Consider the following 18,852-nt stretch of genomic DNA (forward strand, 5'->3'; position numbering starts at 1 on the left):
GCCCGTCCGGATTCCCCGGGCCCTTCGACCCTGCACACCTCCGCGGCACCGCGCGACGATCGACGGGTGCTGAGCATCCCCGACACGGTCGACGCCCAGGCGGCCGCCGCGCGCCACAAGGTGGACCTCCTGACCGTGCCGGGCCTGTTCCTCGTGCGGACCATGCTGGCCGGGGCGTACATCGGCATCGGCGTCCTCATCATGGCCACCGCAGGCGGCCCGCTGGCCGAGGCCGGGTCTCCGTTCACGCCCCTCGTGCAGGGCCTGGTGTTCGGCGTCGCGCTGACCGTGGTCCTGGTCGCCGGGGCCGAGCTGGCGACCTCGGCGATGATGACGCTCACCCAGGGCGCGCTGCGCGGCGCCGTCGCCTGGGGGCGTGCGGGCCTGACCCTGCTCGCCTGCCTGGGCGGGAACCTGCTCGGGGCGCTGCTGTTCGCGTTCCTCGTGCACGTCTCCGGGGTCCTCGCCCCGGGCACGCCAGGGGGGACCGTCCTGGCGGGGATGGTCGAGCACAAGGCCCACACGACGTCGGTGCAGCTGTTCGTCCGCGGCATCCTGTGCAACCTGCTGGTCTGCCTGGCCGTCTGGAGCGCGGCCCGGCTGCGCAGCGAGAGCGCCCGGATCGTGGTCGTCCTCGGCTGCGTGATGGTGTTCATCACCTCCGGCTTCGAGCACGTCGTCGCCAACATGACGACGTTCTCGCTCGGCCTCTACGGCGGTCTGCCGGGGGCCGACGTGGTCGAGATGGCTCGCAACCTCGCGCTCGTCGGGCTCGGCAACCTCGTCGGCGGCGCCCTCCTCGTCGGCGCCGCGTACGCGTACGGCGGCCGTCCCGCACCGCCCGACGCACAACCGGACATGTCCGGCTCGGGCGCGCTGCCCAGCGACCGGGAGCCGCTGGCAATACGGTGACTCGGAACAGCGGCGTCGCCCGACACCGCTCGACTCTCGCCTGACCCAGGCCCCCTTCGAGGAGCACGCATGAGCACCTCCGACCCGCACCGCCCCGGCGGCGCAACAGACGGACCGGACGAGACGACCGGCACGGACGCGACCACCGAGCCGTCCACGTCCGTCGAGGAGACGACCCCCGCCGTCGACGACGCCGGCACCCACGAGGTCGCGCCGACCGTCGAGACCCTCGACCCGCCGACGCCGGACGAGTCGGAGACGCCGTCCGCCACCGCCGCTGCGAGGACGACACCCGGGTCCCGGACGCCGACCGAACCCGAGCTGCCCTCGGACACGGACACGGGCACGACCCCGGTCACGTCCACGAGCGCGACGACGGCCTCCGCCGCGGCGAGCACCGCGCGGACGTCGGGCGAGCCCGGCGCGGACACCGGCCGGCACGCGATCGTGCGACCCGCCCCCACCCCTCCGGACGAGCCGGGAACCGTCGCCGCAGCACCCGTCGACCCTGCGCCTGACCCGGTGACGTCCGCGACGACGACGCCGAGCCCCGGTGACGAGACACCCGAACGGGTCGCCGCACCCGCGGCCCCGCTCCCGCCGGCCGCCGCGCCGACGCCCGCGACCACGCCCGCTCCGGCCACCGAGGAGGACGACCGCCTCTTCCCCGACCCGAACGCGCCGCGCAGCACCTCGGTCGGCTCGCACATCCTGGGCGTCATCGTGGGCCTGATCCTGGCCCCCATCGGCGTCGCGGTCCTGCTCCTGGGCGAGTCCCGCATCCTGCAGGCGCAGGTCAGCGGCTGGGACGCGTCCACCGAGGTGCTCGGCATCGTGCTCGTCTCCCTCGGCCTCCTGCTCCTCGGCTGCGTGCTGCTGCTCGCGCTGTGGACCCCGGCTGTCCCGATCACGGGCGGCGCCGTGCTGACGCTGGCCGGGGCGGTCTACCTGTACCTGCCGTCGGTCGCCCGCGAGCAGACGCTCAACCTCCTCACGTCGTCGGGCTGGCGCCTCACGGTCACGCAGGTGACCGTCGCCGGGACATCGGGCATGGTCCTCGCGGCCGGCTTCCTGCTCCTGCTGGCCGGCATCGTGACGGGTGCGGCTCGTCGTCGCGGCGTCCGGCTCGGGGAGTTCCGCGAGCGTCATCGCGTCTGAGCCACGAGCATGGGCTGGCCGGGTCTCCGGCTAGAGTGCGGTTCCGGGGACCCCCGGTCCACCTGCATCGACGTCGCTGCACAGGAGGTGGTCCTCGTGACCGACACCACGCCCGAGACCCACGAGCCCGGGCTCGAGAACCTGCTCACCGAGGACCGCCGGTTCCCGCCGAGCCCCGAGTTCACCGCCCAGGCCAACGCGCAGCACGGGCTGTACGCGTGGGCCAACGCCGACCGGCCCAGCTTCTGGGCGGAGCAGGCCCGTGAGCTGCTGAGCTGGGAGAAGCCGTTCGAGGAGGTCCTCGACTGGTCGAGGGCGCCGTTCGCGCGGTGGTTCGCCGACGGCACGATCAACGCGGCGTACAACGCGGTGGACCGGCACGTCGAGGCGGGCAACGGCGACCGGGTCGCCCTGCACTTCGAGGGCGAGGGCGGCGACACCCGCACGGTCACGTACGCCGACCTGCAGCGCGAGGTGTCCAAGGCCGCGAACGCGTTCACGGCGCTGGGCGTCGGCACGGGCGACCGCGTCGCCATCTACCTGCCGCTGATCCCCGAGGCCGTCATCGCCATGCTGGCGTGCGCCCGCATCGGCGCCCCGCACTCCGTCGTGTTCGGCGGGTTCTCCGCGGAGGCCCTGAGCAGCCGGATCAACGACGCGGAGGCCAAGCTCGTCGTCACCGCGGACGGCGGGTACCGCCGCGGGTCGGCCAGCGCGCTGAAGCCGGCCGTCGACGAGGCGCTGACCAAGGGCACCCCGTCGGTGCAGCACGTGCTCGTCGTCAAGCGGACCGGGCAGGACGTCGCCTGGAACGACGAGGTCGACGTCTGGTGGTCCGACGTCGTCGACACCGCGAGCGACCAGCACACCCCGGTCGCGCTCGAGGCCGAGCACCCGCTGTTCATCCTGTACACGTCCGGCACCACCGGGAAGCCGAAGGGCATCTTCCACACCACCGGCGGCTACCTGACGCAGGCGGCGTTCACGCACCGCAACGTGTTCGACCTCAAGCCCGAGACGGACGTCTACTGGTGCACGGCCGACGTCGGCTGGATCACCGGGCACACGTACGTCGTCTACGGGCCGCTCATCAACGGCGCCACCCAGGTCATCTACGAGGGCACGCCCGACACGCCGCACCGCGGTCGGTGGTGGGAGATCATCGAGAAGTACAAGGTCACGATCCTCTACACCGCCCCCACGGCCATCCGCACCTGCATGAAGTGGGGCGAGGAGATCCCGGGCAAGTTCGACCTGTCCAGCCTGCGGGTGCTCGGGTCGGTGGGCGAGCCCATCAACCCCGAGGCGTGGATCTGGTACCGCCGGGTCATCGGCGGCGACCGGACGCCGATCGTCGACACGTGGTGGCAGACCGAGACCGGCGCCATCATGATCAGCCCCCTGCCGGGCGTCACGGAGACCAAGCCCGGCTCGGCGCAGGTTCCGCTGCCGGGCATCGCGGCCGACGTCGTCGACGACGAGGCCCGGCCCGTGCCCGACGGGGGTGGCGGCTACCTGGTGCTCACCGAGCCGTGGCCGTCGATGCTGCGCGGCATCTGGGGCGACCCGGACCGCTACGTCGACACCTACTGGTCCCGGTTCCAGGGCCTGTACTTCGCGGGCGACGGCGCCAAGAAGGACGCCGACGGCGACATCTGGCTGCTCGGGCGCGTGGACGACGTGATGAACGTGTCGGGCCACCGGCTGTCCACCACGGAGATCGAGTCGGCGCTCGTGTCGCACCCGTGGGTCGCGGAGGCGGCCGTCGTCGGTGCGGCCGACGAGACCACGGGGCAGGCGGTCGTCGCGTTCGTCATCCTGCGCGGCGACGCGGGCGGTGGCGACCAGGAGGCCGACGCCGTCCAGACCGAGCTGCGCAACCACGTCGCCAAGGAGATCGGCCCGATCGCGAAGCCGCGGCAGATCCTCGTCGTCGCGGAGCTCCCGAAGACGCGGTCCGGCAAGATCATGCGCCGGCTGCTGCGCGACGTCGCCGAGCACCGCCAGGTGGGCGACGCGACGACCCTCGCGGACTCCTCGGTGATGGACCTGATCGCGCAGGGCCTGTCCGCCCCTGGCGCCAAGCAGGAGGACTGAGCGCAGGCTCGGACAGCAGGGACGTGGACCAGAAGGACTAGGCGGGAGCCGGCTCCGTTCGCGGAGCCGGCTCTCCCTCTGCCGCCTCGTTCGCGGGGCTCATCGCGAGCACGACGCAGCCGCTGATCGCCAGGACGAGCCCGACGACGACCCCGGGGAGCATGCCGTTCGCGACGGTGTCCCCGAGCACCAGCACCCCGACGGCGCCGGGCACGACGACCTCGATCACCGACAGGATCGCGGCGCTTGGTCCGGCGGCGAGCCGCTCCAGGGCGCGCAGGTACCAGAGCGCGCCGACGATCCCGCCGACGACGATGCAGGCCGTCATGGGCTGCCAGAGGGTCGCCCAGATCCCGTCGTGGTGGTGCGAGGCACGTGCGGCGATCGCCGCTCCGGAGAAGCCGAGCCCCGCGACCGCCGCGAGCAGCCAGCCGGGTCCGGACCGGTAGGACGCGAGGGCGACGACGACGAGCACGCCGGTCGCGACGAGCATGGCCCGCTCGAACGACGCCGGCGGCGCGACCGCCGGCTGCTCGCCGGAGCCGAGCCCGATGAGGACGAGCGCGACGATGACGACGACGACCGCCGCGACGTCCAGGCGGCGCATGCGCGCGTGCAGGACGAACCGGGCGCCGACGACGACCACCACGAGCATCGACGCCATGATCGACTGCACGACGAACAGCGGCAGCGTGTTCAGCGCCAGGAGCGAGAGCACGAACCCGACGCCGTCGACCACGAACGCACCGATGACCAGCGGCGTCAGCACGGCGGCGAGTCCCCGCGCCCGCCGGGTCGCGACCGCCTGCATCAGGGTGCTCGTGCCGTAGGCGAACGCGGAGCCGATCGCGCACAGGAGCGAGACGGTCACGGCGCGGACCCGATGTTCCCGAGGAAGCGCCCGATCACCGGGATCTCCGTGACCCCTTCCGCTCCGGCCAGGACGAGGGCCTGCGTCGCGACGAGCTCGACGGAGTCGAGGATCACGTACCGCGGCACCCAGCCGGGGTCGAACTTCTCGTTGAACGTGCTGAGCGTGCCCATCTGCGTGCCCTGCGAGAGCCGCTGCAGGATCGGCCGGGTGAGCGTCTCGATGCGGGAGCTGTCCTGCGGGTCACCCTCGAGGACCTCGCGCATCATCGCGAAGTTCAGCCCGAGCCCCCGCAGCCCGGAGTCGGCCAGGTGGGCGATGGTCGCGACGATGTTGGCGTCGATGAGCCCGTTGGGCAGCCCCTCGACGTCCGTGCGTCGCCGCATGACGTCGAGCGACCAGCCGCCGATCGCGGCCGCGGGGACCCACTGGCAGAACGCGTCGACGCGGCCCGCCGGATCGCGCGTGACCGAGAGCAGCAGCCCGGTGTCCTCGGGCTGGAACAGGCGCGACAGCGTCATCGAGAAGCCCCGCTCGGTCTCGCCGTGCCGGGACTCGTCGCTCATCGCCTCGATCTGGGCGCGCAGCGCGGGCTCGATCGCCGACGGGTCGTGGAAGGTCGTCGTGTAGCCCGCGCGTGCGATGCGGTTGACCGCCTGCCGCAGCGACTTGTGCGACCGGCCCTCCAGGCTGAACGTCGGGCAGTCGACGATGGCCTCGTCGCCCAGGTAGACCGTCCGCAGACCGCTCGCCTCGTAGTGCGGGAGCCAGTCCGCGGCCGCGCCGATGACGGTGACCGACCAGCCGAAGTCGTCGGCGAAGTCGAGGAACTCCGCCCAGACGATCCCCCGTTCCTCGGGCGGTCCGATCGGGTCCGGCGACACCAGGCACACTCCCCCGCGCACGGAGTGGGCGACGACGGACGACCCGGTGAAGAACCAGTCCTTGTCGTCCCGCAGCGCGAAGTAGTCGAGCGTGCCGGTGCCGTGCTCCTGCACCACGAGCCGGGCCCGCTCACGCTCGTCGTGGTGGTCCTGGGGGCTGAGCCGGCGTGGTCGGCGGGGTGACAGGAGCGACCAGAGCAGGGCGGCGACGAACACGACGACCAGCGCGTAGGTGACGGGGACGACGATCCGGCCGAGCCGCTCGATCTGCGCGTCGGACGCGTCGGTGCTGACGGCCCAGACGGTCAGCCCGACGACGAGCACCACGAGGAGCACGACGACGGCGACCGTCCAGGTGACCGCCCACCGGACGGCGCGGCGCGTCGGCAGCACCGGGAACGCGTCGCGCTGCGCGCCGAGCCACACGGTGCCGACGGCGATCACCAGGGCGGGGACGAGATCGGGTCCTTTGGCGAGGTGGATCGCGACCGAGGCCGCCAGCGTGGCCAGCGTGCCGAGCCACGCGAGCCGGTTCCCGCGCCGCAGGCCTCGGGCGGTGAGCAGCAGGACCACCGAGACCAGTGCGAGAGCGGGCCGCGCGGTGTGCACGGCCAGCTCGGGGACGAGGGTGCGCACGAGGCCCATCCGCTCCCAGAGCGGCTCGATCGCCGCCGACAGCAGGCTCAGCACGGCCAGGACCAGCACCGCGCGGGAGGCGATCTCCCGGACCCGCCCCCGCCTGCGCTGCTCCTCGATGGCCGACGCGGCCGTCGTGGGTGGTCGGTGGACGACGTGACTCCCCGTCATCCGTCCAGTCTGCCGGTTGAGGCACCTGGGCGGGGCGACACCCTCGCGACAAATCCGGAGGTCAGGTGCGAGGTCGCCTTCGGTGTGAAGCGTTTCGGGCCGTGGAGAGCCCCTTCCTGACCTGGTTGTGTGACCACGCACCCGCCCGTCGGCCGGCCGGCGGAACGGCGGGCGGGTGCTTCCAACCACCAGAACCCCTCGAGGCTGCCGCATGCCCGCGGCGGGCCCGATGCCCCAGGAACGAGGAAGTCCCATGAGGTCTCGACTGTCCCAGCTGTCCGGCGCCGCCCTGGCTGCCGCCGTCGTCGCGCTCGGCGCGACGTCGCTGATCTCGACGTCGGCGCAGGCCGCGACGCCGCCCGGCCTGCACGTCTCCGGCACCCAGCTCGTGGAGAAGGACGGCACCCCCTTCGTCGCCCGCGGCGTGAGCCACGCCCACACCTGGTACACGTCCCAGACCCCGACGGCGATCCCGGCGATCCGCGCGGCCGGCGCGAACGCCCTGCGCGTGGTGCTCTCGGGCGGTGACCGCTGGACCAAGAACGACGCGAGCGACGTCGCCAACATCATCAGCCTGTGCAAGGCCAACAAGCTGATCTGCATGCTCGAGAACCACGACACCACGGGCTACGGCGAGCAGAGCGGCGCGGTCAGCCTGGACACCGCGGCCAACTACTGGGTGAGCATCGCCTCGGCCCTCATCGGCCAGGAGGACTACGTCCAGATCAACATCGGCAACGAGCCCTTCGGCAACAACGCGACGACGAACGCCACCTGGGCGTCGGCGAGCTCCGCGGCCATCCAGAAGCTGCGCAACGCCGGGCTGCACCACAACATCGTGGTCGACGCCCCCTCGTGGGGTCAGGACTGGGCCGGGATCATGCGGGACAACGCCGCGACCGTCGCCGCCTCCGACCCCGACAAGAACGTCCTGTTCTCCGTCCACATGTACGGCGTCTACAAGGACGCCTCGACCATCAACGCGTACCTCGACGCGTTCAAGTCGAAGGGCCTGCCCCTCGTCATCGGCGAGTTCGGCTACGACCACTCGGACGGCAACCCCGACGAGGAAACGATCATGTCCGAGTCGGTCAAGCGCGGCCTCGGCTACTACGGCTGGTCCTGGTCGGGCAACGGTGGCGGCGTCGAGTACCTCGACATGGTGACCGGCTTCAACCCGTCGCAGCTCACCTCGTGGGGCACGCGCATCTTCAACGGCGCCAACGGCATCAGGTCGACGGCCGTGACCGCGAAGATCTACGGCGGGTTGCAGCCGACGCCGACCGTCACGCCCACCCCGACGGTGACGCCCACGCCCACCGTCACGCCGACGCCGACCGTGACGCCCACGCCCACCACGCCACCGAGCAAGGGCTGCACCGCTGCCCTCACGGTGAGCAACACGTGGCCCGGTGGCTACCAGGCCGCCGTCACCGTCAAGAACGGCAGCGCGATGATCAGCACCTGGAAGACGTCCTTCACGCTGCCCTCGGGTGGCGCGGTGGCGAGCGGCTGGTCCGGCACCTACTCGACGTCCGGCTCGACCGTCACGGTGTCCAACGCCGCCTGGAACGGGCTGCTCGGCGCCAGCGCGTCCACCACCTACGGCTTCGTGGGCAGCGGCACCGCGCCGAGCTCCTCGACCACGGTGAGCTGCACCGCCAGCTGACACGGCTGACGGCTGTCCTGGTGAAGGGCCGGGTCACACGACCCGGCCCTGCACCGCGCCCTAGACCTCCCACAGCCTCCGCAGGTTCCGCGTCGCCTCACGGCCGGCACGGTTGGCGCCGACCGTCGACGCGCTCGGGCCGTAGCCGACGAGCTGGACCCGGGGGTCGGCGACGACCTGGGTGCCGTCCATGACGATGCCGCCGCCGCGTGCCCGCAGACCGAGGGGCGCGAGGTGGTCGAGGGACGCCCGGAACCCGGTGCACCACAGCAGCGTGCGCGCCTCGACGTGCGCGGGGCCGCCGACCCAGCCGTCGCCAGGGCTGTCGGGGGCGTCCCACTCGACGCCGTTCGGGGTGATCCGGTCGAACACGGGCCGGGCGCGCAGGATGCCGGCCGTGATGCCGGTGCGATACGCGGGCGTGAGCGGCAGGCCGGTCACGCTGACGATGCTCTGCGGCGGCAGCCCGGCGCGCGTGCGGTCGTCGACCTGGGCGACGGCGTCCCGGCCGACCTCGGGCGTGAACGTCTCGTCGCGCCACGCGGGCGGCCGTCGCGTGACCCACGTCGTCGTCGTGACGCGCGCGAGCAGGAGCGTGAGCTGGACCGCCGAGGTGCCGCCGCCGATCACCACGACGTGGCCGTCGGCGAGGTCGGCGGGGAGCCGGAAGTCGTGGGCGTGCAGCTGGCGCCCGCGGAAGGTCCCGCGGCCGGGGTACGCGGGCCAGAAGGGCTTCTGCCAGGTGCCGGAGGCGTTGATCAGACCGCGGGCGCGCCAGGTGACGGACTCGTCGGGACGGTCGACGCTGCGGGACCGGACGAGGAGCCGGTCGCCGTCGGGCTCGACCCGCTCGACGCGCACGGGCCGCTGCACGCGGAGCTCGAACGCGTCCTCGTACTGCGCGAAGTAGTACGGCACGGCGAAGGCCGCGGGCTCGGTCGGGTCACCCACGACCAGGGGCATCCCGGGCAGCTCGTGCACCCCGTGCGCGTCGGCCATGGTCAGGTCCGGCCACCGGTGCTGCCACGCACCACCCGCCTGGGGCGCGTCGTCGAGCACCACGAACGTCGCCGCCGCCCGTTCCCAGCCCCGCTCCCCGACCGCGACGAGTCCCGCGCGCCGCAGGTGGTACGCCGAGGAGAGCCCCGCCTGACCCGCACCGACCACGACCACCGTGACCTCGACCGGGGTCGTCGTGCCCGCCCGTCGCGCCCGCCTCGACCGGCGGGTGTCCTGCGGGCGGTCGTCGTGCAGCAAGGCGTTCCCCGAGACATCCATCGCCCGCCAACGTACCCGCTCACCCGACGGCACCCGCCGCGATGCCGTCCCGCCGAGACTCTCTCGTGGTGGGATGGGGCCATGCTCGACGACGCGTCCTCGCAGGTCATCCTCAGTGCGACCGCCGGGCCCTTGCCGGCAGGGTCCGCCGGCGCGGTGCGTGCCCTCGCGGACCGCGCGGCGGCCGCCGACGGGGTCCCCCCGCTGTCGGAGCAGCCGCTGCTGTGGCTGAGCGCTCCGGAGGCTCCGGTGGTCCACCTGCACGCGACGGTCGGTGGCGCGCTCGTCGGCTACGCGCAGCTCGACGTCGGCACCCAGTCGTCGACGAAGGCGGAGCTGGTCGTCGACCCGGAGCACCGCCGCACCGGGGTGGGCCGCGCGCTCCTGACCCGCGCGCTCGCCGAGACGTCGGTCGTCCCCGGTCGCACCCTGCGGGTCTGGGCGCACGGGGACCTGCCGGCGGCGCGACGGTTCGCCGAGGACCAGGGCATGGCCGTCGTGCGCGAGCTGCTGCAGATGCGCGTCGACCTGACGACGCGGCCGGCGAGCACGCCCGCGCTGCCGACGGGGGTCACGGTGCGGGCGTTCGAGCCGGGCCGCGACGAGGACGCGTGGCGCCGCGTGAACTCCCGCGCGTTCGCGCACCACCCGGAGCAGGGGCGGATGACGTCGGCGGACCTGCGCGCGCGGGAGTCGGAGCCGTGGTTCGACCCCGCCGGGTTCCTGCTGGCGGAGCGCGACGGGATCCTGCTGGGCTCGGTGTGGACCAAGGTGCACCCCGCGGGCGAGCACGGAGCGGACCCGGTGGGCGAGATCTACGTGGTCGGGGTGGACCCGGACGCGCAGGGACTGGGCCTGGGACGCGCCCTGACGGCGCTGGGCCTGAACCACCTGGCCGCCCGCGGCCTGGGTGCGGCGATCCTCTACACCGGCGCGGAGAACACGGTCGCGGTGCACACCTACGAGCGCGCGGGCTTCGTCCGCTCGGCGGTGGACGTGATGTTCGGTTCCGATACGCCGAGTTCACCTGCGGGTGTCACGATGGGCGCATGACGGACGCCACCGCCCTCGACCCCGCCCTGGCCGCGGCCATCGCCGAGCACATGGCCCAGAGCGACATCGAGGAGCACATCGACAGCGCGGAACCGCTCCCCGACGGCCGGTTCCTCGATCGCGAGCTGTCCTGGCTCGCCTTCAACCAGCGGGTGCTCGAGCTCGCCGAGGACGAGGGCATGCCGCTGCTGGAACGGGTGCGGTTCCTGGCGATCTTCGCGTCCAACCTCGACGAGTTCTTCATGGTCCGGGTGGCCGGTCTCAAGCGGCGCATCGCGACCGGGATCGCGGTCACCGCCGCGTCGGGGCTGTCCCCGCGGCAGGTCCTGGAGGCGATCAGCGAGGAGGCGCACAGGCTCACGGCCCGGCACGCCGCGGTGTTCGCCGAGCAGGTGCAGCCCGCACTGGCGAACGAGGGCATCACCCTGGTCCGCTGGGACGAGCTGGGCGAGAGCGAGCAGGACCGGCTGCGCAAGTTCTTCCGCCGGCAGATCTTCCCCGTCCTGACGCCGCTCGCGGTGGACCCCGCGCACCCGTTCCCGTACATCTCGGGGCTGTCGCTGAACCTGGCCGTCGTGGTGACCAACCCCGCGACGGGCAAGGAGCACTTCGCCCGCGTCAAGGTGCCGCCGCTGCTGCCCCGGTTCATCGCGGTGGACGCGTCCGGCCGGCCGAGCGCCCCCGACGTGCAGGCGGCGTCGCCCGAGAAGGGCCCGATGTCGTTCGTGCCCGTCGAGGACGTCATCTCCGAGCACCTCGAGCAGCTCTTCCCCGGCATGGTCGTCCAGGAGCACCACACGTTCCGGGTCACCCGCAACGAGGACGTCGAGGTCGAGGAGGACGACGCCGAGAACCTGCTCAAGGCGATGGAGAAGGAGCTGCTGCGCCGCCGCTTCGGGCCGCCGGTGCGCCTGGAGATCGCCGACGGCATCAGCCCACGCATCCGCAACCTGCTCATCCGGGAGCTCGACGTCGCGGAGGACGAGGTGTACCAGCTGCCCGCGCCGCTGGACGCGACTGGCCTGAACCTCATCGCGGACCTGGACCGCGCGGCCCTGCAGTTCCCCCGGTTCATCGCCTCCACGCCCCGCCAGCTGGCCGAGGTGGAGAGCGCGACGCCCGCGGACATGTTCGCCAAGATCCGCGAGCGCGACATCCTCCTGCACCACCCGTACGACTCGTTCTCGACGTCGGTGCAGACGTTCCTGCAGCAGGCCGCGGCGGACCCGCAGGTGCTCGCCATCAAGCAGACCCTGTACCGGACGTCGGGCGACTCCCCCATCGTCGATGCCCTGATCGACGCCGCCGAGGCCGGCAAGCAGGTGCTGGCCCTGGTGGAGATCAAGGCGCGGTTCGACGAGCAGAACAACATCTCGTGGGCGCGCAAGCTCGAGCAGGCCGGGGTGCACGTCGTGTACGGCATCGTCGGCCTGAAGACGCACTGCAAGCTGTCCCTGGTGGTGCGCCAGGAGTCCGACGGGCTGCGCCGCTACTGCCACATCGGCACCGGCAACTACAACCCGAAGACGGCACGGCTCTACACCGACCACGGGCTGCTGACGAGCGACCCGGAGGTGGGTCAGGACCTCACGCGGCTGTTCAACCAGCTGTCGGGCTACGCCCCGAAGTCCCGCTTCCACCGGCTGCTGGTCGCGCCGCGCTCCGTGCGGGCGGGGCTCATCGAGCGCATCGACCGCGAGGCGGACGCGGCGCGGATGGGTCAGCCGGCGTGGATCAAGATCAAGGTCAACTCGATGGTCGACGAGGCCACGATCGACGCGCTGTACCGCGCGTCGCAGGCGGGCGTCCCGATCGACATGGTGGTCCGTGGCATCTGCGCCCTGCGCCCCGGGGTTCCCGGCCTGTCCGAGACCATCCGGGTGCGCTCCATCCTCGGCCGGTTCCTGGAGCACTCCCGCATCTTCGCGTTCGCCCACGCCACGGCGCAGAGCGACGCGGCGTTCGAGGGCCCCGAGGTCTACATCGGCTCCGCGGACCTGATGCACCGCAACCTCGACCGACGCGTCGAGGCGCTGGTCCGCATCGCCGACCCCGACCAGGTCAGCGAGCTCATCGAGCTCATGGACGAGTCGACGGACGACGGCACGTCCTCGTGGCACCTCAACCAGGACGGGACGTGGCAGCGGCACCACCTCGGACCGGACGGGCCGCTGGTGGACCTGCAGGCCGCCCTGATCTACCGGCAGCGGCGCCGACCGGGCACGGGACGGTGACCGCAACGCACGCACCGGTCGTCGTCGAGGCGGCCGGCGCTCTCGTGTGGCGCGTCCGTCAGGGCACGCTGCAGGTCGCCCTGGTGCACCGCCCGCGCTACGACGACTGGTCCTGGCCGAAGGGCAAGGTGGACCCCGGCGAGACGATCCTCGCGACGGCCGCCCGCGAGGTCGCCGAGGAGACCGCGCACGACGTCGTCCTCGGCATCCCGCTGCCGGGGCTCGAGTACGCGCTGTCCGACGGGCGCCGCAAGCGCGTCCACTACTGGGCGGCCCAGGTGGCCGGCCGACCCGACGCCGCCGCCCTGCGCGCCCGCCCGCCGGTCCCGCCGGTGTCCCCCAAGGAGATCGACCAGCTGCGGTGGTTCGACGTCGTCACGGCCGCCAAGCGGCTGACCCGCGACGACGACCGGGCGCCGCTGGCGGAGCTGGTCGAGGCGTACGAGAAGGGCCGGCTGGACACGCGCGCCCTCGTCATCGCCCGGCACGGCACGGCCCGTCGTCGCTCGGACTGGAAGGGCACGGAGCTGGACCGGCCGCTCACGCCGGAGGGCCAGCGGCAGGCGCGCGCGCTCGTGCCCGTGCTGTCGACGTTCGGCGTCGCGCGGGTGGTCACCAGCGCCTGGGCGCGCTGCGTCAGCACGGTCGCGCCGTACGCCGCGGCGGCGCAGGTGGCCGCCGAGGTCCTGCCCGTGCTCACGGAGGCGGAGCACTCGACGTCGCCGGCCCGGGTGGCCGCGGAGGTGCTGCAGCTCCTGGAGCAGACCGGGGACGCCGTCCTGTGCACGCACCGGCCGGTGCTCCCGACGGTGGTCGACGTGCTGGCGCAGCACGCCCGCCGCAGCGTGGCCGACGCGCTGCCCGCCACCGACCCCTTCCTGCACCCGGCGCAGGTGCTGGTCGCGCACGTCGCGCAGACCCCGAAGGGGCCCCGCGTGGTGGCGACGGAGACCCACCGCCCGGGAGAGCACTGACCGGCGGGGGTGCGCTCAGGTCAGGATCGGGTTGAGGATCCAGTAGACGCACGCGGCCACCAGGGCGGCCATCGGGATGGTCAGCACCCAGGCGGCGCCGATGTTCTTGGCGACGCCCCAGCGGACCGCGGACAGCCGCTTGGTGGCTCCGACGCCCATGATCGCCGAGGTGATCGTGTGCGTGGTCGAGATGGGCGCGTGCAGCCAGTAGGCGCTGGCGTAGAGCACGGAGGCGGCCACGGACTCGGCGACGAAGCCGCGCGCGGGGTCCAGCTCGATGATCTTGCGGCCGAGGGTGCGCATGATGCGCCAGCCGCCGGCGTACGTGCCCAGCGAGATCGCGCCCGCCGCGGAGAGCTTCACCCACAGCGGGATGGCGTCGCCCTGCGTGTAGAAGCCGCCGGCCACCAGCGCGAGCATGATCACGCCCATGGTCTTCTGCGCGTCCTGCAGACCGTGCCCGAGGGCCATCGCCGCGGCGGACGCCGTCTGTGCCAGCCGGAACCGACGCATGGTCCGGGCGGGCGCCGAGTTCCGCACCAGCCAGAGCACCCCGACCATGAGCCCGAACGCCAGCGAGAAGCCGACGAGCGGCGAGAAGATCATCGGGATGACGACCTTGTCGAGGATCGCGTCCCAGTGCACCGTGACGCCGGACGCGATGCCGACCCCGGTCAGCCCGCCGATGAGGGCGTGCGTGGAGGACGACGGCAGGCCGAGCCACCACGTGATGAGGTTCCACGTGATCGCACCGATCAGCCCGGACAGGACGATGATCAGCGCCTCCTCGGAGCTGACGCTGCCGATGCTGATGATGTCCTCGGCGATCGTGGTCGCCACCTGGGTGCCCAGGAGCGCGCCGACGAGGTTGAAGACCGCCGCCATGATGAGGGCGACCCTGGGCGTCAGCGCACGCGTCGAGACCGAGGTCGCGATCGCGTTGGCCGCGTCGTGAAATCCGTTGGTGTAGTCGAAGCCGAGCGCGAACGCGACGACGATGACGACGAGCGCCAGTTCCACCGGGCTCAGGACTCCTTGAGCGCGATGGTCTCGACGGTGTTCGCCACCTTCTCGAACGCGTCGGCGGCGTCCTCGAGCTTCTCGACGATCTCCTTGACCTTCATCAGCTGGATCGGGTCGGTGACCTCGTCGAACAGCTGCGCCAGGAGCTTGCGGTGGATCTTGTCGGCCTGGTTCTCCAGGCGGTTGACCTCGACCCAGTACTCGGACAGCGAGTCCATCGAGCGCAGCCGGGGCATGGCCTCGGCGGTGAGCTCGGCGGCGCGCTGGAGCACCTGGACCTGGTCGGAGACGCGCGCGGGCAGGGCGTCGACCTTGTACAGGACGATGAGGTCCGCGGCCTCCTCCATGAAGTCCATGCAGTCGTCCAGGCTCGAGGCCAGCGTGTAGATGTCGTCCCGGTCGAACGGGGTGACGAACGTCTGGTTCAGCCGCCGCATGATCGAGTGGGTCGCGTCGTCCGCCTCGTGCTCGGCGTCGGCGATGCGCTTGCCGATCTCCTTGCGGGTGGAGCGGTCGGCCCCGAGCATCTCGCCCAGCAGGTTGGCACCGGTGACGAGGTGGATCGCCTGTGCGGCGAAGAGGTCGAAGAACGTGGTGTCGCGCGGGGTGAGGCGCAGGCGCACAGCGGGCTCCGGGAGACAGGGTGGGAGGGGGGAGGTGCCGGGGAGGAAGGGCGGGGATCAGGCTAGGTCACGTCCGCTCGGATGCCTAACGGCAGCCGACGCGTGCATGGACACATGGTGACAGCCAAGTGGCCACGGAGGCGACACGCGGCCCGCCTCGACCGCAGGAGCGACGCCGGACCGCGGAGCGCCTCTCGGCGCGAGGCCGCTCGGAGCGGCTTGAGATGGAGCCCGGGGCTACCGCGGCCCGACGTCGCCGCTCATCGTACGCCCGTGGGGGTGCGGCGACCGGGTGATCGACGCCGGGTGGCCTGGCTGTGCGGTCCCGACCTGCACCTTCACCCCCGAGCACGTGGGCGACGTCACTCCAGCCGGTCGGCCCGCCACAGCGAGGCGGCGTGCTCGAGCTCCTCTGCGGTGCGCACCAGGGACGCGGCGCCCCGGGTCAGCCGCTGGGCGGCGGACGGGTCGACGTCGTCGAGGTGGTCGGCGTCGAAGGCCGCACCCGTCGCCAGGACCCGGCCGAACGCCGCCGCGCGCTCCAGCGCGACGTCGAGCTCACCCGTGTAGACGCCCGACAGCACCGCGTCGGCGACCGCGAGGACGTCGGCCGGCCCGGGGGCGTCGGCCACGCCGGCGACCACGTCGTGCACGGGCGCGGCCGCGACACCGAGGCGGTACCGGTCGGCGACGGTCGCGGGGTCCCGCCGCACCCACTCGCGCAGGACGTACAGCCGCCAGAGCGCTCCGGGCAGGCTGTCCGCCTGGCTGTCGGACCAGAGGGCGGCGACGACGTCGAGTCCCTCGCGCTCGACGAGCGAGACCAGCCGGGCGACCACCTCGGGGTCGGTGTTGGCACGGCCCTGGTGCACGAGGGCCGCCGCGGTCGTGTGGGCCGCCTCGTTGCGCAGAGCCGGGTCGTAGCCGCCGGGCAGCTCCTCGGCCTGGGCGGGGTCGAGCATGGCGGGGCGCCGAGGGCGCTTCGCTCCACCGGTGCCGTCCATCGGACGATCTTGCCCCCCGCGCGGCGGCTCGGCCAACAGACACGTCTCCGAGGTGCGCCTTCACCGGGTCGGGGCCAAGGTGGGGGTGATCTCCCCGGGACCGGCTCGGGGTCCGACGGAGGTGCACATCATGTCCCAGGCAGCGTCGCCGCAGGGGGCGACGGGCGGCTCGGCCGTACCCCCGCACCCGTACAAGAACAAGGCCATCGGGCTCGCCGTCGCCGCGGCGGTCGGTGGCTTCCTCTTCGGCTTCGACAGCTCGGTGATCAACGGCGCCGTCGACGCGATCGAGGGCGAGTTCGAGATCGACCCCGCCGTCACCGGCCTCGTCGTCGCGATCGCGCTGCTGGGCTGCGCGTTCGGCGCGTGGCTGGGCGGCAAGCTCGCCGACCGCTGGGGCCGCACCCGCGTGATGTTCCTCGGGGCGGTCCTGTTCTTCGTCTCCTCGATCCTGTCCGGTATCGCGTTCAGCGTCTGGGACCTGGTGCTGTGGCGCGTGATGGCCGGCATCGGCATCGGCATCGCGTCGGTCATCGCGCCGGCCTACATCGCCGAGATCGCCCCGGCCGCGATGCGCGGCCGGCTGGGGTCGCTCCAGCAGCTCGCGATCACGCTCGGTATCTTCGCGGCGCTGCTCTCCGACCAGCTGCTCGCGACCTCGGCGGGCGGTGCGTCCGAGGAGCTGTGGCTGGGGCTGGAGGCCTGGCGCTGGATGTTCATCGTCGCCGTCGTCCCCGCGACCGTGTACGGCATCCTCGCGCTGCGGATCCCGGAGTCACCGCGCTACCTCATCGCCACCGGCAAGCGCGAGGAGGCCAAGAAGGTGCTGGCCACGACGCTCCCCGAGGGCGACGACGTCGAGGCCCACATCGTGCAGATCGAGCACACGATCGCCACGGACAAGAAGCTCGAGGCGCAGGCGAGCCTGCGGGGTCCGCGGTTTGGCCTGCTGCCGGTGGTGTGGGTCGGCATCCTGCTGTCGGTGTTCCAGCAGTTCGTCGGCATCAACGTGATCTTCTACTACTCGACGACGCTGTGGCAGGCGGTCGGGTTCGAGGAGAGCCAGTCGTTCATGATCTCCACGATCACGTCGGTCACCAACGTGCTCGTGACGTTCATCGCGATCGCGCTCATCGACAAGGTCGGCCGTCGCCCGCTCCTGCTCACCGGTTCGTTCGGCATGGCGGTGACCCTCGGGCTCATGGCGCTCGCGTTCACCCAGTCGACGGGCACGGGTGACGAGCTGACCCTGGACGGCCCGTGGGCCGTCATCGCCCTGGTCTCCGCGAACCTGTTCGTGGTGTTCTTCGGTGCGACCTGGGGCCCGCTCGTCTGGGTCCTTCTGGGCGAGATGTTCCCCAACCGCATCCGCGCGGCAGCCCTCGGCGTCGCAGCCGCCGCGCAGTGGGTCGCCAACTTCCTCATCACCGTGTCGTTCCCGCCGATGCTCGACGCGTTCGGGGCGTCGATCCCGTACCTCATGTACGCGATCTTCGCGACGCTCTCCTTCTTCTTCACGCTCTGGAAGGTGCCCGAGACGAAGGGCATCGAGCTGGAGGACATGGAGGGGGTCAAGGTCGAGCGCGGCCGCCGCGGGGCGCCGACCGCCTAGACCTGCCCTCGCACGCGGCCGGACCACTCCACGGGTCCGGCCGCGCTGCTGTGCGGGAATAGATCGTCGTATCAGTTGCTTGGAGCAAGCATCAGGTATGGTTGCGTCGAGCAACAAAGAGAGGTCCCATGTCGTCCAGCACGTCCGAAGCCCCGCCGCAGCAGCTCCTGCGGTCCGTCGAGGCCTTCAGCCGCGCCCTGCGCGAGTCGTCGCTCGGGATCGCCCGCGACGTCGGCTGCTCCCGGGGGACGTTCGCGACCGTCCGGATCCTCGAACGCCTCGGCACCCTCCAGGTGAGCGACATCGCCCACGCCCTCCGCGTCGACGTCTCGGTCGCCAGCCGCCAGGTCAGCCAGCTCGTCGACGACGGCCTGGTCGAGCGTGCGGTCGACCACGGGGACCGACGCGTCCGCACCGTCCGGCTCTCCCCCGCCGGCCGCTCGCTCGCGCTCGAGATCGGAGCGGTCCTCGACCGCCGCGCCGCCGAGGTCTTCGCGGACTGGTCCGCCGCCGACCTGGCGGCCGCCACCGCGACGCTCGACCACCTCACGAGGACCGTCACCCGGCTGCCCGGTCCGACCGAGCAGGCCGGCGCCGACCGCGAGCTCGCACCCACCCACGCCTGACCCCACGACCCTCGCCCGCCGGAGACC

General features: G+C 72.5%; 15 protein-coding genes. 9 read left to right on the plus strand and 6 right to left on the minus strand.

All coding sequences use genetic code 11. The features are described from left to right. Positions 1 to 66 precede the first annotated feature (66 nt). The 3 genes from CTE05_RS01950 to acs all read left to right on the plus strand — a co-directional run bounded on the left by CTE05_RS01950 (position 67) and on the right by acs (position 4,167). The gene (locus CTE05_RS01950) at positions 67 to 912 is read left to right on the plus strand and encodes a formate/nitrite transporter family protein (RefSeq protein ID WP_146844408.1); all 846 of its coding nucleotides are present in this window, start codon (positions 67 to 69) and stop codon (positions 910 to 912) included. Between the two features lie 69 nt (positions 913 to 981). After that, the gene (locus tag CTE05_RS01955; protein ID WP_146844409.1) at positions 982 to 2,070 is read left to right on the plus strand and encodes a hypothetical protein; all 1,089 of its coding nucleotides are present in this window, start codon (positions 982 to 984) and stop codon (positions 2,068 to 2,070) included. Positions 2,071 to 2,166: 96 nt separating this feature from the next. Continuing rightward, positions 2,167 to 4,167, plus strand: coding sequence for an acetate--CoA ligase (acs, locus tag CTE05_RS01960; protein ID WP_246123193.1), 2,001 nt, complete (start codon positions 2,167 to 2,169; stop codon positions 4,165 to 4,167). Between the two features lie 37 nt (positions 4,168 to 4,204). Here the strand turns inward: acs and CTE05_RS01965 are convergent, their stop codons facing one another. Next, entirely contained in the window at positions 4,205 to 5,038 is an 834-nt protein-coding gene (locus CTE05_RS01965) for a hypothetical protein (protein ID WP_146844411.1), read from the minus strand. Then, positions 5,035 to 6,729 (minus strand): bifunctional lysylphosphatidylglycerol flippase/synthetase MprF, encoded by a 1,695-nt coding sequence (locus tag CTE05_RS01970; protein ID WP_146844412.1) that lies wholly within the window; start codon positions 6,727 to 6,729, stop codon positions 5,035 to 5,037. Before CTE05_RS01970 ends, CTE05_RS01965 begins: the two co-directional genes overlap by 4 nt. A gap of 253 nt (positions 6,730 to 6,982) precedes the next feature. Here CTE05_RS01970 and CTE05_RS01975 point away from each other — a divergent pair, with 253 nt between their 5' ends. After that, positions 6,983 to 8,398 carry a cellulase family glycosylhydrolase gene (locus CTE05_RS01975; protein ID WP_146844413.1) on the plus strand — a complete coding sequence of 472 codons (1,416 nt, stop codon included), beginning with the start codon at positions 6,983 to 6,985 and terminating at the stop codon, positions 8,396 to 8,398. Positions 8,399 to 8,458: 60 nt separating this feature from the next. Here the strand turns inward: CTE05_RS01975 and CTE05_RS01980 are convergent, their stop codons facing one another. Further along, positions 8,459 to 9,676 carry an NAD(P)-binding domain-containing protein gene (locus tag CTE05_RS01980; RefSeq protein ID WP_146844414.1) on the minus strand — a complete coding sequence of 406 codons (1,218 nt, stop codon included), beginning with the start codon at positions 9,674 to 9,676 and terminating at the stop codon, positions 8,459 to 8,461. Positions 9,677 to 9,757: 81 nt separating this feature from the next. Here CTE05_RS01980 and mshD point away from each other — a divergent pair, with 81 nt between their 5' ends. Genes mshD through CTE05_RS01995 form a run of 3 tightly spaced genes read left to right on the plus strand, consistent with a single transcriptional unit; the run spans position 9,758 to position 13,937 of the window. Next, on the plus strand, positions 9,758 to 10,729 hold the full coding sequence (mshD, locus tag CTE05_RS01985; protein WP_146844415.1) for a mycothiol synthase: 972 nt from the start codon (positions 9,758 to 9,760) through the stop codon (positions 10,727 to 10,729). Next, positions 10,726 to 12,963 carry an RNA degradosome polyphosphate kinase gene (locus tag CTE05_RS01990; RefSeq protein WP_146844416.1) on the plus strand — a complete coding sequence of 746 codons (2,238 nt, stop codon included), beginning with the start codon at positions 10,726 to 10,728 and terminating at the stop codon, positions 12,961 to 12,963. The genes mshD and CTE05_RS01990 overlap by 4 nt, the downstream gene beginning before the upstream one ends. Next, positions 12,960 to 13,937: an NUDIX hydrolase gene (locus tag CTE05_RS01995; protein WP_146844417.1), complete on the plus strand. Its 978-nt coding sequence runs from the start codon at positions 12,960 to 12,962 to the stop codon at positions 13,935 to 13,937. The genes CTE05_RS01990 and CTE05_RS01995 overlap by 4 nt, the downstream gene beginning before the upstream one ends. 15 nt (positions 13,938 to 13,952) lie before the next feature. Here the strand turns inward: CTE05_RS01995 and CTE05_RS02000 are convergent, their stop codons facing one another. The 3 genes from CTE05_RS02000 to CTE05_RS02010 form a co-directional block, all read right to left on the minus strand. Continuing rightward, positions 13,953 to 14,957, minus strand: a complete 1,005-nt coding sequence (locus tag CTE05_RS02000) for an inorganic phosphate transporter (protein ID WP_146844418.1) — start codon at positions 14,955 to 14,957, stop codon at positions 13,953 to 13,955. 5 nt (positions 14,958 to 14,962) lie between these two features. Further along, entirely contained in the window at positions 14,963 to 15,583 is a 621-nt protein-coding gene (locus CTE05_RS02005; protein ID WP_055911795.1) for a DUF47 domain-containing protein, read from the minus strand. A gap of 362 nt (positions 15,584 to 15,945) precedes the next feature. Next, positions 15,946 to 16,545 (minus strand): hypothetical protein, encoded by a 600-nt coding sequence (locus tag CTE05_RS02010; RefSeq protein ID WP_146844485.1) that lies wholly within the window; start codon positions 16,543 to 16,545, stop codon positions 15,946 to 15,948. 172 nt (positions 16,546 to 16,717) lie between these two features. Between CTE05_RS02010 and CTE05_RS02015 the strand changes: the two genes are divergently transcribed. Both CTE05_RS02015 and CTE05_RS02020 read left to right on the plus strand, forming a co-directional pair. Next, positions 16,718 to 18,199, plus strand: coding sequence for a sugar porter family MFS transporter (locus CTE05_RS02015; protein ID WP_146844419.1), 1,482 nt, complete (start codon positions 16,718 to 16,720; stop codon positions 18,197 to 18,199). Positions 18,200 to 18,327: 128 nt separating this feature from the next. Beyond that, a complete protein-coding gene (locus tag CTE05_RS02020; protein WP_146844420.1) occupies positions 18,328 to 18,825 on the plus strand; it encodes a MarR family winged helix-turn-helix transcriptional regulator in 498 nt (165 codons plus the stop codon). Positions 18,826 to 18,852 lie beyond the last annotated feature (27 nt).

It is taken from the genome of Cellulomonas terrae, assembly GCF_007990265.1.
GTDB lineage: Bacteria > Actinomycetota > Actinomycetes > Actinomycetales > Cellulomonadaceae > Cellulomonas > Cellulomonas terrae.